At 73.4% G+C, this 16516-nt stretch carries 12 protein-coding genes and 4 pseudogenes; 7 read left to right on the top strand and 9 right to left on the bottom strand.

Going from position 1 to position 16516, the window contains the following annotated elements:
- Nucleotides 1–71 precede the first annotated feature (71 nt).
- On the top strand, nt 72–680 hold the full coding sequence (locus tag ACH4UM_RS22820) for a cysteine dioxygenase (protein ID WP_398182180.1): 609 nt from the start codon (nt 72–74) through the stop codon (nt 678–680).
- The gene (locus ACH4UM_RS22815; RefSeq protein ID WP_398182901.1) at nt 671–1078 is read left to right on the top strand and encodes a rhodanese-like domain-containing protein; all 408 of its coding nucleotides are present in this window, start codon (nt 671–673) and stop codon (nt 1076–1078) included. Before ACH4UM_RS22820 ends, ACH4UM_RS22815 begins: the two co-directional genes overlap by 10 nt.
- A gap of 119 nt (nt 1079–1197) precedes the next feature.
- Here ACH4UM_RS22815 and recX read toward each other — a convergent pair whose 3' ends face one another.
- Complete coding sequence (gene recX, locus ACH4UM_RS22810) at nt 1198–2067, bottom strand: recombination regulator RecX (protein WP_398182178.1); 870 nt, start codon at nt 2065–2067, stop codon at nt 1198–1200.
- 3 nt (nt 2068–2070) lie between these two features.
- On the bottom strand, nt 2071–3198 hold the full coding sequence (gene recA, locus ACH4UM_RS22805; protein ID WP_398182176.1) for a recombinase RecA: 1128 nt from the start codon (nt 3196–3198) through the stop codon (nt 2071–2073).
- Between the two features lie 242 nt (nt 3199–3440).
- Between recA and ACH4UM_RS22800 the strand changes: the two are divergent.
- Nucleotides 3441–3662, top strand: a pseudogene (locus tag ACH4UM_RS22800) (hypothetical protein); the annotation flags it as partial.
- A gap of 17 nt (nt 3663–3679) precedes the next feature.
- On the opposite strand, the gene ACH4UM_RS22795 reads toward ACH4UM_RS22800, so the two are convergent.
- Both ACH4UM_RS22795 and ACH4UM_RS22790 read right to left on the bottom strand, forming a co-directional pair.
- A complete protein-coding gene (locus ACH4UM_RS22795) occupies nt 3680–4984 on the bottom strand; it encodes an AI-2E family transporter (protein ID WP_398182174.1) in 1305 nt (434 codons plus the stop codon).
- A gap of 59 nt (nt 4985–5043) precedes the next feature.
- Nucleotides 5044–5238 carry a DUF3046 domain-containing protein gene (locus ACH4UM_RS22790; RefSeq protein WP_398182172.1) on the bottom strand — a complete coding sequence of 65 codons (195 nt, stop codon included), beginning with the start codon at nt 5236–5238 and terminating at the stop codon, nt 5044–5046.
- An 80-nt stretch (nt 5239–5318) separates the two neighbouring features.
- Here ACH4UM_RS22790 and ACH4UM_RS22785 point away from each other — a divergent pair, with 80 nt between their 5' ends.
- Complete coding sequence (locus tag ACH4UM_RS22785; RefSeq protein WP_398182169.1) at nt 5319–6263, top strand: hypothetical protein; 945 nt, start codon at nt 5319–5321, stop codon at nt 6261–6263.
- 127 nt (nt 6264–6390) lie between these two features.
- Here ACH4UM_RS22785 and ACH4UM_RS22780 read toward each other — a convergent pair whose 3' ends face one another.
- The 3 genes and pseudogenes from ACH4UM_RS22780 to ACH4UM_RS22770 all read right to left on the bottom strand — a co-directional run bounded on the left by ACH4UM_RS22780 (nt 6391) and on the right by ACH4UM_RS22770 (nt 8356).
- Nucleotides 6391–6699 (bottom strand): AzlD domain-containing protein, encoded by a 309-nt coding sequence (locus tag ACH4UM_RS22780; protein ID WP_398182166.1) that lies wholly within the window; start codon nt 6697–6699, stop codon nt 6391–6393.
- Nucleotides 6696–7463 (bottom strand): annotated as a pseudogene (locus tag ACH4UM_RS22775) (AzlC family ABC transporter permease). Before ACH4UM_RS22775 ends, ACH4UM_RS22780 begins: the two are co-directional and overlap by 4 nt.
- Nucleotides 7346–8356, bottom strand: a pseudogene (locus tag ACH4UM_RS22770) (AraC family transcriptional regulator). The pseudogenes ACH4UM_RS22775 and ACH4UM_RS22770 overlap by 118 nt, the downstream one beginning before the upstream one ends.
- Nucleotides 8357–8469: 113 nt before the next feature.
- On the opposite strand from ACH4UM_RS22770, the gene ACH4UM_RS22765 reads away from it, so the two are divergent.
- The 3 genes from ACH4UM_RS22765 to ACH4UM_RS22755 are packed head-to-tail and all read left to right on the top strand — an operon-like array spanning nt 8470 to nt 15119.
- Complete coding sequence (locus ACH4UM_RS22765; protein WP_398182163.1) at nt 8470–13437, top strand: ATP-dependent helicase; 4968 nt, start codon at nt 8470–8472, stop codon at nt 13435–13437.
- Nucleotides 13438–13476: 39 nt separating this feature from the next.
- Nucleotides 13477–14322, top strand: a complete 846-nt coding sequence (locus ACH4UM_RS22760; protein WP_398182161.1) for an Fpg/Nei family DNA glycosylase — start codon at nt 13477–13479, stop codon at nt 14320–14322.
- 32 nt (nt 14323–14354) lie between these two features.
- The gene (locus tag ACH4UM_RS22755; RefSeq protein WP_398182158.1) at nt 14355–15119 is read left to right on the top strand and encodes an SDR family NAD(P)-dependent oxidoreductase; all 765 of its coding nucleotides are present in this window, start codon (nt 14355–14357) and stop codon (nt 15117–15119) included.
- A 484-nt stretch (nt 15120–15603) separates the two neighbouring features.
- On the opposite strand, the pseudogene ACH4UM_RS22750 reads toward ACH4UM_RS22755, so the two are convergent.
- Both ACH4UM_RS22750 and ACH4UM_RS22745 read right to left on the bottom strand, forming a co-directional pair.
- Nucleotides 15604–15831: pseudogene (locus ACH4UM_RS22750) on the bottom strand (hypothetical protein); the annotation flags it as partial.
- Nucleotides 15832–16095: 264 nt separating this feature from the next.
- On the bottom strand, nt 16096–16470 hold the full coding sequence (locus tag ACH4UM_RS22745; RefSeq protein ID WP_276112160.1) for a helix-turn-helix domain-containing protein: 375 nt from the start codon (nt 16468–16470) through the stop codon (nt 16096–16098).
- Nucleotides 16471–16516 lie beyond the last annotated feature (46 nt).

Raw genomic sequence — 16516 nt, 5'->3', positions numbered from 1 at the left:
TCCCGGCCTTCCCCGCGCGCCGCCGCTGTGCCGTCGCGCGCCTTCCGTGAACGCTCATCAGGACGGTGTACGTGTCTGTCTCACCTCCTGTCTCTCCCTCTGCCTCCCCTTCTGCTTCCTCCTCTGGCTCATCTGCCACTGTCTCCTCTGCCGCGCCAGCCGCTGCCTGGGAATCCGCGTCCGCCACGGCGCCCACGCAGGGCGAACTCCTCGGCTTCGTCCGGCGCACCGCCGCCGACACCGAACTGATCGCCTCCCTTCCGCTCGACCCGGAGGGGCGCACCTGGGTACGCCTGAAGGGGCCCGGCGGCAGCGAGGCCTGGCTGATCGGCTGGCCGCCCGGTACCGGTACCGGCTGGCACGACCACGCCGACTCGGTCGGTGCCTTTCTCACGGCCGCCGGCGAGCTGACCGAGTACTCGCTCGCCGCCCGGCTGCCCACCGACGGCTGGAAGACCCTCGAACTCACCGAAGGCGTGGACCGCGAGCGGCGGCTGCCGGCCGGCCGGGGCCGTTCCTTCGGCCGCCACCACGTCCACGAGGTGCTCAACGAGTCCACCGGCCGGCACGCGATCTCCGTGCACGCCTACTACCCGCCGCTGCCGCGGATCCGCCGCTACAGCCGCACCGGGCAGACGCTGCGCCTGGAGCAGGTCGAGCGTCCGGAGGACTGGCAGTGAGCGCGCGGCGGCCACCGGTCGGGATCGACGAGCTGCTGGAGCGGGTCCGCCGGGGCTACGAGCGCGTCGAGCCGCGCGAGGCATACGGCGCCGCCCGGTCCGGCGAGGCCCTCCTGGTGGACATCCGGTACGCCGCGCTGCGCGAGCGGGACGGCCTGGTCCCCGGCGCCCTCGTCATCGAGCGCAACGAACTGGAGTGGCGGCTGGACCCCCGCGGCAGCCACCGGGCCCCCGCGGCCGTCAGCCACGACCTGCGGGTGGTCGTCATCTGCAACGAGGGCTACGCGTCGAGTCTGGCGGCCGCGTCCCTGCACCAGCTGGGCCTGCACCGGGCGACCGACCTGGTCGGTGGCTTCCAGGCGTGGCGGGCTGCGGGGCTGGAGGTGACGACGGCGTAGACAGCTCCGGCGCCGGGTCAGGCCTGCGCGCCGCGTGCCGTTTTGGTCCTGTGGCGATGGGGCCCGCCACCGCCCGGAGCCGATGCCTCAGTGCGCCTCGTCCACAGGACTCCTCGTTCTCAGTGTCCCTCGTCCGCGAGGAACTCCGTGTCCTCGCCGTCCTCCTCCAGTGCCTGGCGGACCACTCGCAGGGCCAGGCCCTCGGAGTAGCCCTTGCGGGCCAGCATTCCGGCGAGGCGGCGCAGCCGCTTGTCGCGGTCGAGCCCCCGGGTGGAGCGCAGCTTGCGGGCGACGAGCTCGCGCGCGGTGGCCTCTTCCCGATCGGCGTCGAGCCGGCCGACCGCCTCGTCGATCAGCGCCGCGTCGACGCCCTTGGTGCGCAGCTCCCGGGCCAGCGCGCGCCGGGCCAGTCCGCGCCCGTGGTGCCGGGACTCCACCCAGGCGTCCGCGAAGGCACTGTCGTCGATCAGCCCGACCTCCTCGAACCGTGACAGCACCTCCTGAGCCGCGTCGTCCGGGATCTCCCGCTTGCGCAGGGCGTCCGCCAGCTGTTTACGGGTACGCGGGGTCCCGGTGAGCAGGCGCAGACAGATCGCTCGCGCCCGCTCCACCGGGTCCCCCGGGGACTCCCCCTGCTCGGCCCTCGACGAGGAGGGGGAGTCCCCGTCCATTGCGGACGGCTCGCCGAAGCTCCGCCGGCGACGCCCGCGCCCACCGTGCGACCCGCCGTCACGCGAGCCGCCCGCGCCCCGCTGTCCGCCGTCGCTCCGGCGCCGGCCGTCGGCCGGGGCGTCGCCGTATGTGCCGGGCAGGCCGTCGGCCGGGAAGGCGTCCCCGTCGCCGCCCTGCCGGTACGACTCGTCGGGCCCCTCGCCTCCGTACCCGCTGTCACCGCCACCGGCGGAGCCCCGGTGGCCTCCGATGCCCCTCCCCCGTGGGGCACCGGAGGCGGCGTACTCGTACTCGGCCCAGTCGGTTCGTCGTGTCACGGGTCAGCTCTTGGCTGTGGCGGCCTTGGGCTTGGTGGCCTTGGCGGCCGCCGGGGCGGGCACCGTCTTGGCGGCGTCTGCCGCGGCCGCCGGGGCCGACGCGTCCGCACCCGGCTCGGCGGCCGGCTCCTCGGGCCGCACGCCGACGCCCAGCTTCTCCTTGATCTTCTTCTCGATCTCGTTGGCCAGGTCGGGGTTGTCCTTCAGGAAGTTGCGCGCGTTCTCCTTGCCCTGGCCGAGCTGGTCGCCCTCGTACGTGTACCAGGCGCCGGCCTTGCGGACGAAGCCGTGCTCCACGCCCATGTCGATCAAGCCGCCCTCGCGGCTGATGCCCTGGCCGTAGAGGATGTCGAACTCGGCCTGCTTGAAGGGCGGTGCGACCTTGTTCTTCACCACCTTGCAGCGGGTGCGGTTGCCGACCGCCTCCGTGCCGTCCTTCAGGGTCTCGATACGGCGGATGTCGATGCGCACGGAGGCGTAGAACTTCAGCGCCCGGCCGCCGGTCGTGGTCTCCGGGGAACCGAACATCACGCCGATCTTCTCGCGCAGCTGGTTGATGAAGATGGCCGTGGTCTTCGACTGGTTGAGCGCACTGGTGATCTTCCGCAGGGCCTGGCTCATCAGACGGGCCTGCAGACCCACGTGGCTGTCACCCATCTCGCCCTCGATCTCCGCGCGCGGAACGAGCGCGGCGACGGAGTCGATGACGATGAGGTCGAGCGCGCCGGAGCGGACCAGCATGTCCACGATCTCCAGCGCCTGCTCGCCGTTGTCCGGCTGGGAGAGGATCAGGTTGTCGATGTCCACGCCGAGCTTGCGCGCGTACTCGGGGTCGAGGGCGTGCTCGGCATCCACGAAGGCCACCTGGCCGCCGGCCTTCTGCGCGTTCGCCACGGCGTGCAGGGTCAGGGTCGTCTTGCCGGAGGACTCCGGTCCGTAGATCTCCACGACCCGGCCGCGCGGCAGGCCGCCGACACCGAGAGCCACGTCGAGTGCGGTCGACCCGGTCGGGATGACCTCGATGGGCTCCTTCGAGCGCTCACCCATGCGCATGACCGCGCCCTTGCCGAATTGCCGTTCAATCTGTGCGAGCGCGGCGTCGAGCGCCTTCTCGCGGTCGGTACCTGCCATGGGTTCCACCCGGTTTGCTTGAGTCGATCGCTTCACGTCAAAGACGCTAACGCCTGCCACTGACAATGCGCCTCGTCGCCCGTCCGGCCTGTGGATAACTCAGGCACTTATCCCATCAAAACGGGGTGAAGTCCCTTCCGTTGAGCTTCGCCGGAACCTCCATAAGAATGGATGTTCGATTTTCGTGTCAAGCGCATCACGGCCACCGCCGAGACCTCGCGCGCGATCCGCCGACGGCCCGCTCGCGCGCCGGGCATCAGCAGGCGGCGTACCACTCCACGGCGCCGCTCAAGCCGTCGCACGGGGTGAGCCTGCACGCCGTGCTGGTGCTGCCCGCACTGGCCTGGCTGCTGTCGCGCACGTCCTGGAGCGACGTCACCAGGCAGCGGATCGTGTACGGGGCGGTCGGCGGCTACGCGGCCGCCGTGGTCGGCGCCGGGGTCTGGGCGGCCCTCACCTGCTGATCCTTCCGGCCACAGCGCTAGGGACCCGGCCGCTCCCCGGAGGGGTCCTCCTCGGCCGCCGCCGTGCCCGGCGCGTCCGCGCTCCCGGACTCCGTGGCCGGCTGCCGTACCGTCCACAGCCGTCGCGCGCGTGCGAGCAGCCCCGGTGCCGTGCCCCGCCTGCGGTGGCCGTGGACACGGGGGTCGTCCGTGACGGCGTACCGCTTCACGTACGCCCCCAGGAAGGCCTGCAGGGTGGCGACCGCGGGGATGGCGATCAGCGCGCCGACGGCGCCGAGCAGGGCGGTGCCCGCGACGACCGAACCGAAGGCGACCGCGGGGTGGATGTCGACGGTCTTCGAGGTGAGCTTGGGCTGCAGCACGTAGTTCTCGAACTGCTGGTAGATCACGACGAAGACCAGCACCCACAGCGCGTACCACGGGTCGACCGTGAAGGCGATGAGCATCGGGAGGGCGCCGGCGAGGTACGTGCCGATGGTGGGGATGAACTGCGAGACCAGGCCCACCCAGACACCCAGCACGGGCGCGTACGGCACGCCCAGCGCCTGCAGCAGGATGTAGTGGGCGATCCCCGAGATGAGCGCCATCAGGCCGCGCGAGTAGAGATAGCCGCCGGTCTTGTCGACGGCTATCTCCCATGCCCGCAGCACCTCGGCCTGCCGGGCGGGCGGCAGGACGGAGCACAGGGCACGGCGCAGCCGCGGTCCGTCGGCGGCGAAGTAGAACGAGAACAGTGCGATCGTCAGCAGCTGGAACAGGCCGCCGAGCACCTGAGCGGACACGTCGAGCACGCCCGCCGCGCTGTTCTGCGCGTACTTGCGCAGCCAGTCGGAGTGGAGCAGGCCCTCCTGCACGTCCACCGGTCTGAGCTCGGTGTGGAACGTGGTGTTGACCCAGTTGATGACCGAGTCGAGGTAGTCCGGGAAGCCCTCGACCATCTTGATGATCTGCCCGGCGAGGATCGAGCCGAGCAGGGTGACGAAGCCGGCCACGACGATCGTCAGGCCGAGGAAGACCAGGAAGGTCGCGAAACCCCGGCGCATGCCGCGGGCGGCCATCCGGCTCACCGCGGGCTCGATGGCGAGGGCCAGGAAGAACGCGATGAGGATGTTGATCAGCAGGCCGGTCAGCTGGTGGAAGGCCCAGCTGCCGAACTGGAAGACGGCGATGAGGGCGAGTGCGAGCACCATGGCGCGCGGCAGCCAGCGTGGCATGCGGGCGCCCGGCCCGGCCGCGCCCTCGGCCGGGGGCCGGGGGGCCGGCGGCGTGCCGGCCGGGAGTGCGTGCTGGGCCGTCTGCCCGGACTCGTCAGTGGGTGCCACGGTGCAAGTCTCGCCCACGCCGCCGGCATTCCCGCCCGGTCCGCGCTCTTCGTGACCGGTCAGCGCCTCTCCCCAGGAACGTTCATGACATGGCAGACCACGCGCCACACGTCCTTGGCCTCCCAGCCGGCCGCCAGCGCCTCGTGCACCGTGCGCCCGCCGAGGTCCGACATCACGTGGTCACGTGCGAAGGTCTCGGCGTATCCCGTGCCGAAGTGCTCCGCCATCCGCTCCCAGAAGACCGTCAACCGCATGACTCCAGTATCCCGCCCCTGGGGGTGACCCCGAGCCGGGACCGCCTGCCGAGACCGCTTTCCGCCCTACGGTCTGACGCATGGCCGAGACAGGAGCTTCCGCACTCCCCCCGCCGCCCCCGGCGTCCTCCCCGCTCTTCCGCGCCGAGCACTTCGTATGGCTCACCGCGCGCGTGCTGGAACAACGGCTGTTCGCCCACCACTTCCTGAACGGCGGCGCGGACCCGGTGGAGACCGCACTGGACGCCTACCGCAACGAGGACGGCGGGTACGGCCACGCGCTGGAGCCGGATCTGCGCGGTCCCGTCAGCCAGCCGCTGCACACCGCCCACGCGCTGTACGTCCTGGACTCCGTCGGGCGCTGCGGCGGACAGCGCGTGGAGCGCGTGTGCCGCTATCTGACCTCGGTCTCCACCCCGGACGGCGCGCTGCCGGCGGTGCACCCCGGTCAGCGCGGCTATCCGGCGGCCCCTTTCGTGCCGATCGTGGACGACCCGCCGAGCGACCTGCTGGCCACCGGGCCGGTGGTGGGTCTGCTGCACCGCAACGAGGTGTGGCACGCGTGGCTGTTCCGGGCGACCGACTACTGCTGGCAGCGGATCGAGTCCCTGGAGAAGTCCCATCCCTACGAGATCGAGGCCGCCGTCACCTTCCTGGACTCCGCACCCGACCGGTCGCGCGCGCAGGCGGCCGCCGAGCGGCTCGGCTCCCTCGTCCGCGCCCAGCGGCTCGCGGCGCTGGAACCCGACCGCCCGGACGCCTGGCCGGTCGCGCCCGGCTATGCACCCGGCGAGCACCACTTCCCGCACGACTACGCCAGGACACCGGGCTCCCTCGCGCGCGCGTGGTTCACGGACGCGGAGATGGACCGCTCCCTGGACTTCCTGGCGGGCCGGCAGCAGGAGGACGGCGGCTGGCCGATCACCTGGCGCCAGTGGGCGCCCGGCATCGCGTTGGAGGCACGCCCCATGGTGACGATCGAGGCCCTGCGCACCCTCAGGGCCTACGGCCGCGCCGTCGGCTGACGCAGAGGCGGCCCTTCGCCCTTGCGAAGGGGGATGTCCCTTCGAGGATGCTTGTCCCTTCCAGGGGTGTCCCTTCCAGGGGTGTCCCTTCCAGGGATGCCCCTTCGGGGAGGGCTGTCCCCCCGGCTCATCCCGCCATGGCCCGCACCCCGGCCGTCACCACCACGGCGGCCGCGACGACGACGAGGAACGGCGCCCGCAGCACCAGCGCCACGGCGGCGGCCGCGAGACCGGCCGCCCGCGCGTCCAGGACCAGCGTGTGCCCGTCGGCGAACGTCTGCTGCGCGGTGAGGGCGGCGAGCAGGGCGACCGGCAGCAGCGCGGCTAGCCGCTTCACCAGCGGCCGCTCCAGGGCACCCGCGGGGACGAGCAGCCCCGCGAGCTTGACGGCGTAGCAGCCGAGAGCGGTCACCGCGACCGCGATCCACGTGTTCAACGATCCTCCTCCCGTACGTCGTCCCCGGCCCCGCTCCCATGACGGCGGCCGTCCAGGTACAGCACGGCCGGGGCGGCGAGCGCGGCTGCCAGCACCGGTACGCCGGCCGGCAGCGCGGGCAGCAGCCCGAGCCCCAGGAGTACGGCGAGACCGGCGACCGCCCGCTCGGTGGTGGTCTTCAGCATCGGTGCGAGCAGTGCCAGGAACACGGCGGGCCCGGCCGCGTCCAGGCCTCACGCATCGGTGTGCTTGAGCGCCTTGGCGCCCAGTGCGCCGAGCAGTGTGGTGAGGTTCCACAGCAGGTACAGGCTCAGCCCGGTGACGGTGAAGCCGATCCGTGCGCCGCGCCGGTTGGGCTGGGCGAGTGCCACCGCGGTGGTCTCGTCGATGACCCACTGGGCGGCGAGGGGCCGAATCCCGCGCGGGAGAGCGAGCAGCTGCGACAGCCGCAGCCCGTAGAAGGCGTTGCGCATCCCCAGGAAGAAGGCGCCCGCCGCCGCCGTGAACGGGTTTCCCCCGGCCGCCAGCGCCCCCACGAGCGCGAACTGGGACGCACCGGTGAACACCAGCAGACTGAGCGCGCAGGTCTGCAGCAGCGTGAGCCCGCTGCCCGCCGAGGTCACCCCGAAGGCGAACCCGGACAGGCCTACGGCGACCCCGACTCCGAGGGCGTCCCGGACGACGGCGGCGTCCGGTTTTCCTCCGTCGCGATGTCCTTCGTCACCGCTTCCTCCAGGGCCGTTTCCTCCGTCGCCGGCGCGTATGTGCGCGGGAGCTGTCCGTTCTGTCACACCCCGGACGGTAGGTGGAGGCGCGACCGCACGTCTTGTACGTTCTTGCGCTCGCGCTGGTAGGCGCCCGGGGGCACACCCACGATCCGGGAGAAGTGCCGGCTCAGATGCGACTGGTCGGTGAACCCCACCAGGGCGGCGGCCTGCGCGGGCGGGGTGCCCTCGTCCAGCAACCGCCTGGCCCGGCGCACCCGGGCGTCGGTCAGCCAGGCGTGCGGCGGCATCCCGTAGGCGTCCCGGAAGGCCCGCAGCAACGCGAACGGGCCGGTCCCGAGATCGGCCGCCAGCCGCTCCAGGGTGGGCGGCTCGGCCATCCGCTCCTCCAGGACGGCACGCGCGCGTGCCGCCGTCCGCGTCCCCGCCGTGCGCACCTCCCGCTGCGGCAGCGGCCCGCCGTTCAGCCGCAGCAGCCGGGTCACGGCGACTCGCAGCAGCGTGTCGGCGGCCAGCGCGTTCCTTTCTTCGGCCGCCCTGAGCACCTGGTGCACCAGGTGGGCGGCGCGGGGGTCGTCGAGCACCGGGCTCGCGAACCCCGGCGTCCCGCGCAGGCCGGTGGTCTCCCCGGCGATCTCGGCCACCAGCTCCGGCGCCGGATACACCGCCCCGTACCGCCATCCCTCGGGCACCCCCGCCCGCCCGGTGTGCGGGGTGTCGGGATTGACCAGCGCGAGCGCGCCCGCCCCCGCGTACTGATCGGCCCCGCGGTGGTGGAACACCTCGACGCCCTCGGCGATGGCGGCGATCACGAAGTGCTCGTGGGTGTGGCGTACGAAGGCCTTGCGGACGTACCGGGCCCGCAACAGATCGACACCGGGCAGTTCCGCGTACTGCCAGTGCCGTGCGCGTTCCGCATCAGACCCCGCCATGGGTCGATTCTGCGCCGTCGGCGCGGTGCTGTGCACGGGCGGGGGCGGCCGTGAGCGTGCGCGGCCCGCCCGCGGCGGAGGGCGTTGTCAGTGCCGGGGTGCACGATGGACGCATGGTCAGCGACGCACACCGAGCCCTCGGCGGCTTCTCCCCCGCGACCCGCGGCTGGTTCACGGGGGCCTTCTCCGCGCCCACCGCCGCCCAGGCGGGCGCGTGGCAGGCCATCGGCGAGGGCTCCGACGTGCTGGTGGTCGCCCCGACCGGCTCCGGCAAGACCCTGGCCGCGTTCCTCGCCGCCCTCGACCAGCTCGCCTCCACCCCGCCCCCGGCCGACCCGAAGAAGCGCTGCCGGGTGCTGTACGTCTCTCCGCTCAAGGCCCTCGCCGTCGACGTGGAGCGCAATCTGCGCAGTCCCCTCACCGGCATCCGCCAGGAGTCCGTGCGCCTCGGCCTGCCCGAGCCCGAGGTGAAGGTCGGCATCCGTTCCGGCGACACCCCGGCCGCCGAGCGCCGCGCCCTGTCCACCCGCCCGCCGGACATCCTGATCACCACCCCCGAGTCGCTGTTCCTGATGCTGACGTCGGCCACGCGCGACGCGCTGACCGGCGTCGAGACGGTGATCCTTGACGAGGTGCACGCGGTGGCGGGCACCAAGCGCGGCGCGCATCTCGCCCTGTCCCTGGAGCGCCTGGACGAACTGCTGCCGAGGCCGGCCCGGCGCATCGGCCTGTCCGCGACCGTCCGCCCGGTCGACGAGATCGCCCGCTATCTGTCACCCCGCCGCAAGGTGGAGATCGTCCAGCCGGATTCCGGCAAGGAGTTCGACCTCTCGGTCGTCGTCCCGGTGGAGGACCTCGGCGAGCTCGGCGCCTCTCCGGCGACCGAAGGCAACGAGCAAGCGGAGCGGCCCTCGATCTGGCCGCATGTCGAGGAGCGGATCACCGACCTGGTGCAGGCCCACCGCTCGACGATCGTGTTCGCCAACTCCCGCCGGCTCGCCGAGCGCCTGTGCAACCGGCTCAACGAGATCGCCTACGAACGGGCGACCGGGGAGTCCCTGGACGAGCACCACTCCCCGGCCGAGCTGATGGGCGGCTCGGGCGCGGCGCACGGCGCGCCCCCCGTGATCGCCCGCGCCCACCACGGCTCGGTCTCCAAGGAACAGCGGGCGCTGGTGGAGGAGGACCTCAAGGCGGGCCGTCTCCCGGCGGTGGTCGCCACCTCCAGCCTGGAGCTGGGCATCGACATGGGCGCCGTGGACCTCGTCGTCCAGGTCGAGTCCCCGCCGTCCGTGGCCTCCGGTCTGCAGCGCGTCGGCCGCGCGGGACACCAGGTCGGCGCGGTCTCCACCGGCGTGGTCTTCCCGAAGTACCGCGGCGACCTGGTCCAGGCCGCGGTGGTCACCGAGCGGATGCGTTCGGGTGCCATCGAGTCCCTCAAGGTGCCCGCCAATCCCCTGGACGTCCTCGCCCAGCAGCTCGTCGCGATGACCGCGTTGGACACCTGGCAGGTCGACGACCTGCTCGCCGTGGTCCGCCGGGCGGCGCCGTTCGCCTCGCTGCCGGAGTCGGCGTTCACGGCCGTGCTCGACATGCTCGCCGGACGCTATCCCTCGGACGCGTTCGCGGAGCTGCGCCCGCGCGTGGTGTGGGACCGCGTGGCGGGGACGGTCACCGGCCGCCCCGGGGCGCAGCGCCTCGCCGTCACCTCCGGTGGCACGATTCCCGACCGCGGCCTGTTCGGGGTCTTCCTCGCCGGTTCCGACCCCAAGAAGGGCGGCGGCCGGGTCGGCGAGCTGGACGAGGAGATGGTCTACGAGTCCCGGGTCGGCGACGTCTTCACGCTCGGCACCAGCTCCTGGCGCATCGAGGACATCACGCGCGACCGAGTCCTGGTCTCCCCCGCTCCCGGAGTGCCGGGCCGGCTGCCCTTCTGGAAGGGCGACCAGCTGGGCCGGCCGCTGGAACTGGGCCGCGCGGTGGGCGCGTTCCTGCGCGAGGTCGGCTCGCTGTCCGAGGAGGACGCGCGGCTCCGGCTGCTCGCGGCCGGCCTCGACGCGTGGGCCGCCGGCAACGTCCTGTCCTACCTGGCCGAGCAGCGCGAGGCCTGCGGCCACGTCCCCGACGACCGGACGATCGTCGTGGAGCGCTTCCGGGACGAGCTGGGCGACTGGCGGGTCGTCGTGCACTCCCCCTTCGGCGCCCAGGTGCACGCCCCGTGGGCACTGGCGCTCGGCGCCCGCCTGTCCGAGCGGTACGGCATGGACGCGCAGGTCATGCACGCCGACGACGGCATCGTGCTGCGCCTGCCGGACGCCGACCTGATGGGCCTGGACCTCCTCGACCAGGAGCCCATGAAGGCCGGCCTGGAGTACGACTCCGAGCAGGCGCCCGTCGGCGCGGGGGACGTCGCCTTCGACAAGGGCGAGGTCGACCAGGTCGTCACCGACCAGGTCGGCGGCTCGGCCCTGTTCGCCGCCCGCTTCCGCGAATGCGCCGCCCGCGCGCTGCTGCTGCCGCGCCGCAACCCCGGCAGGCGCACCCCGCTGTGGCAGCAGCGCCAGCGCGCGGCCCAACTGCTGCAGGTGGCCAGCGAGTTCGGTTCGTTTCCGATCGTCCTGGAAGCGGTCCGCGAGTGCCTCCAGGACGTCTTCGACGTTCCGGGCCTGGTCGAGCTGATGGGCGACATCGAGTCCCGCAGGGTACGGCTGGTCGAGGTCACCACACCGGAGCCCTCGCCCTTCGCGCGCTCGTTGCTCTTCGGATACGTCGCCCAGTTCCTGTACGAGGGGGACTCGCCGCTCGCCGAGCGCCGCGCCGCCGCCCTGTCCCTGGACTCGCGGCTGCTGGCCGAGCTGCTGGGCCAGGCGGAGCTGCGTGAACTGCTCGACGCCGAGGTGCTGGTCGAGCTGGAGCGCGAGCTGCAGTGGCTGACCGAGGACCGCCGCGCCAAGGACGTCGAAGGCGTCGCGGACGTACTGCGGCTGCTCGGTCCGCTCACCGACGCGGAGCTGGCCGAGCGGGGTGCCGAGCCGGGCTGGGCCCGGGAACTGGCCGGGGCACGCCGGGCCATCCGGGTCCGGATCGCGGGGGCCGATCACTGGGCCGCGATCGAGGACGCGGGCCGCCTGCGGGACGCGCTCGGCACGGCACTTCCGGTGGGCGTCCCGGAAGCGTTCACCGAGCCGGTGAAGGACCCGCTGGGCGACCTCCTCGCGCGCTACGCCCGTACTCACGGCCCGTTCACGTCGGCCACGGCGGCGACCCGGTTCGGTCTGGGCGTGGCGGTCACGGAGGGTGCGCTGCAGCGGCTGGCGGCGGGCGGCCGGGTCGTACAGGGCGAGTTCCATCCGGCGGGCATCGGCCAGGAGTGGTGCGACGCGGCGGTCCTGCGCCGGCTGCGCCGGCGCTCGCTGGCCGCGCTGCGGCACGAGCTGGAGCCGGTGCCGCCGGCCGCGCTCGCGCAGTTCCTGCCGCAGTGGCAGCACATCGGCAAGGGGCACGGTCTGCGGGGCATCGACGGACTGGTGCGCGCGGTCGAGCAGTTGCAGGGTGCGTCCGTGCCCGCCTCCGCGCTGGAGAAGCTGGTCCTGCCGTCCCGGGTGGCGAACTACACCCCGTCGATGCTGGACGAACTGACCGCGGCGGGCGAGGTGGTGTGGGCGGGCGCCGGCGGGCTGCCCGGCAAGGACGGCTGGGTGTCCCTGTATCTCGCGGACGCGGCGCCGCTGCTTCTGCCACCGCCGCATCCCCTGGAGCTGACCGCACTGCACCAGTCCGTCCTCGACACACTCTCCGGTGGTTACGGACTGTTCTTCCGTCAGATCGGAGACCAGGTCCGCGCGACCACCCACCCCCAGGCCACGGACCCGCAACTGGCCGACGCCCTCTGGGACCTGGCCTGGTCCGGGCGGCTCACCAATGACACACTGGCCCCGATGCGCTCCCTGCTGGGCTCGGGCCGCACCGCGGGTTCCACGGCCCACCGCGCCAAGCGCGCCGTCCCGCGCGGCCGCTACGGCTCGCTGGCCGCCGCCGCTCGCACCGCCTCCCGCGGCGGCCCGCCGACCGTTGCCGGCCGCTGGTCCCTGCTGCCGGACCGCGACGCCGACCTCACCGTGCGCGCGCACGCCCTGGCCCGCACCTTCCTCGACCGGCACGGCGTGGTCACCAGAGGAGCGGTGTCCGCGGAGGGCGTCGAGGGCGGTTTCTCGGCCGTGTACCGGGTCCTGTCCGCCTTCGAGGAGAGCGGCCAGGCCCGGCGGGGCTACGTGGTGGAGGGCCTGGGCGCCGCCCAGTTCGCCATGGACGGCGCGGTCGACCGCCTCCGGGCGGTGGCCAACGCCCGGGAGCGCGGCGAGGGCCTGCCGGGCGCGGGCTTCGGGAGCGGTGGCCGGACGCCCCCCGCAGGCTTCGAGCAGACCGGTGACTTCGCGCAGGCCGGCGGCTTCGCGCAGGCAGGGGACTTCGCGCAGGCAGGGGACTTCGGTGCCGCCGGACTCGACGGTGACTTCGACTGGCTGGACACCCCACGCACCGCACCTGATGACCGTGTCTCTCCAAGGGACTTCGCTTCCCCCGGCCACGGCGGCCCCAGAGGCAGCGGGCAGACCTTCCCGTACGGCCCCGGCCCCGGTTCAGCGCCCGGCTCCGGACCGGGAGTCGGGGGTGGCCGTAACGCCTCGGCCGACACCCGGGCGGTCGTCCTCGCCGCCGCCGACCCGGCGAACGCCTATGGTGGGGCACTGTCCTGGCCCGAGCCGCCGACCGGCGCCGGGCACAAGCCGGGGCGGAAGGCGGGTTCCCTGGTGGTGCTCGTGGACGGGGAGCTGACGCTCTACATGGAGAGAGGCGGCAAGACGCTGCTGGCCTGGCCGGCCGACCCGGAGGGCACGGCGGCCGACGACCCGCGCCTCAGGGCCGCCGCCGAGACGCTCGCGGCCTCCGCCCGCGCGGGCTCCCTCGGCACGGTCACGGTGGAAAGGATCAACGGTACCTCGGCCCTGACCTCTCCCATCGGTGCCCTCCTGGAAGCGGCGGGGTTCATCGCGACCCCGCGCGGGCTGCGCCTGCGCGCATGACCGGGGCAGACCCGCACCGGCGCATGTCACCCTGGACCCATGCCCGAAGGTGACACGGTCTGGCAGGCGGCGAGGCGGTTGCACGGCGCCCTCGCGGGCGAGGTGCTGACCCGCAGCGACTTCCGGGTTCCGAAGTACGCCACCGTCGACCTCTCCGGCCGTACCGTCCTGGACACCGTCTCCCGCGGCAAGCATCTGCTCACCAGGGTCGAGGGCGGCCTGACCCTGCACTCGCATCTGCGGATGGAGGGCGCGTGGAAGGTGTACGGCGCCGGCGAACACTGGAAGGGCGGGCCCGCCCATCAGATCCGTGCGGTCCTCGGCACCGCCGACCGCACCGCCGTCGGCTACCGCCTTCCGGTGCTGGAGCTGATGCGCACCACCGAGGAGGAGCGCGCCGTCGGCCACCTCGGCCCCGATCTCCTCGGCCCCGACTGGGACCCGGACCGGGCCCTGGCCAACGTCCTCGCCGACCCCGCCCGCCCCCTCGGCGAGGCACTGCTCGACCAGCGCAACCTCGCCGGAATCGGCAATGTCTACAAGAGCGAGCTGTGCTTCCTGCTCGGCGCCACCCCGTGGCTGCCCGTCGGCGCCCTCCCCGCCGCCCGCGCCGCCAAGCTGCCCACGCTCGCCCAGAAGCTCCTGGAGGCCAACCGCGACCGCATGGTGCGCCGGACCACGGGCCTGCGCAACCAGGACCTGTTCGTCTACGGCCGGGCACCCCGCCCCTGCCTGCGCTGCGGCACCTCCGTCCGCGTGGCCGACCAGGGCGACGGCTCGCAGGAGCGCCCCACGTACTGGTGCCCCACCTGCCAGTCCGGTCCCGCGCCGGCGCCCGGCGTCCCGCAGAGATGGCGGGACCGCTATTACCGCACAGCCAATTGACGACCCGTCAGAAACGCTCGTACGGTCCCTGCATGCCCGTCAAGGCGTACGACCTCACCGGACGCACCGCTTTCGTCACCGGCGCCGCCGGTGGCATCGGCCGGGCCTCGGCCGTCCTGCTCGCCGAGGCGGGCGCGACGGTGCACTGCGCCGACCGCGACACGCAGGGCCTGCACGAGACGGCGGCTCTCATCAAGGACCACGGCGGCACCGCCCTCACCCACCCCCTGGACGTCACCGACCGGACCCGGCTCCGGGAGGCCGTGGAGTCCTGCGCACGCCTGGACGTGATGGCCGCCATCGCCGGGATCATGCACAGCAGCCCGGTCCTCGACACCCGGGACGAGGACCTCGACCGGGTGCTGAACGTCAACTTCAAGGGCGTGCTGTACGCCTGCCAGGAGGCGGCCCGGGTGATGCTGGCGCACGGCACCAGGGGCAGCATCGTCACCATGGCCTCGGGCGCCGTCGACACCGGCGGTCCCGGACTGCTCTGCTACGGCGCGGCCAAGGCGGCCGTGATCCAGCTGACCAAGACGCTGGCGACGGAGATGGGCGAGCACGGGATCCGGGTCAACGCCATCGCGCCGGGCTGGATCCGCACGCCGATGACCGACCGCCACGACACACGGGCCCAGGCGCACACCGAGTCGCTCATGGCACGGATGTCACCGCTGGGCCGGGTCGGCGAGCCGGACGACGTCGCCCACGCCGTACTGCACCTGGCCTGCGACGCGTCGGCCTTCACGACGGGTCAGATTCTCCGCCCGAACGGCGGGGTGGCGATGCCTTGGTAGCCCCGAAGGGCCAGCGCCCGCCACCGGTGTCGAGCCCTCCCGCACGGGAGCCGTACGGCCATCCCGCGGAATCGCCGGACGAGGGTCCGCCGCCGTCGGCGGACGAGGGCCCCGGCGCACGACGGCCGGACACCACCTCCGGGGCGCCGGCGGACGCCGGTCCCCGGGGATCGGCGGGCGGCACCCCAGGAGCGTCGGCGCACGGCGTTCCCGGTCCGTCCGCGGGCACCGCCGGACCGTCCGCGGACACCATTCCCCGATCGCCCGCGGACACCGGCCCCGGACCTTCCACGGGCAACGAACCCGAACCGTCCGCCGGCACCATTGCCGAATCGCCCGCGGACACCGGCCCCGGCCCCTCCCCCGACGACGGCCCCGTGCCCGCCCATGTGGTGTCCCCGTCGCCTTCGGTCAGCGGCCCGCGCATCCGCGTGGACGGTCCTCCCCCAAGGCATCCGTCGCCGAGCGCGTCCAGCCCCGTGACCCGCCCGATCGCCTCCCAGGCCCGCTGCCACCGCCCCGTGCCCAGGGCGCACCTCGCACCGCCCTTCGGCACGCAGTGCACCGGAAGCAGGCTCAGCCCCCAGCCACCGGCCGCGACCGCCCCTTCCAGCACGCCCGCGTCGCCCGACAGCACCAGCCGCAGCACCGCCCACCACCACACCGCCCCGAGTCCCAGAGCCGCGCCCCAGCGCACTGTCGGCCGCGCCATCGCACTCACCTCCAGCCCGACGCTAGAACGCCGTCCTCGCGTGCAGCAGGGCGCACCGGGGCACACGGAGGCGCACCTGCCGCTTCCCGGCGCCGGTCACCCGAACGCGGCCAGGCCTCCACCATCACCGCCTCGTCACGCGGCGGCAAACGGGAGCGGGGGCACAACGCGAAGGCCCCGGCCGTGCCTCTCCGGGTCGGTCTTCCCGGAGAGCCCCGGCCGGGGCCTCACGACGTATGCGTCAGATCACGCGCGCGTGGCAGATCAGGCCGCCACCACGTCCACCGCTTCCGCGGGCGCCTTGATGGTCACCCGTTCCGGTGGCACACCGGTCACCGACACGGAACCCAGCATCGGGCGAACCGGCGTGGGCACGGGATCGGTAGCCGCAGCAGACTGGGCCAGCTCCGCGAGTGCGAGCTCGTCGCTCACTTCCCGCATGAGCTCGGACATCCGTACGTCCAGCGCGTCGCAGATGGCGGAGAGCAGCTCGGAGGAAGCCTCCTTCTGCCCCCGCTCCACCTCGGAGAGATAGCCGAGCGAGACTCGGGCGGACGAGGAGACTTCGCGCAGAGTACGGCCCTGGCGTTGGCGCTGCCGACGCAGCACGTCACCCAGCAGGCGACGGAGCAGAATCATCGGTGGCTCCCTCCTCGGACCGCGTAGCCGCATCCTTCACGCCCCA

This window comes from Streptomyces sp. NPDC020801 (assembly GCF_044334385.1).
Classification (GTDB): domain Bacteria; phylum Actinomycetota; class Actinomycetes; order Streptomycetales; family Streptomycetaceae; genus Streptomyces.
This window is presented reverse-complemented; position numbering and strand designations above follow the sequence as displayed.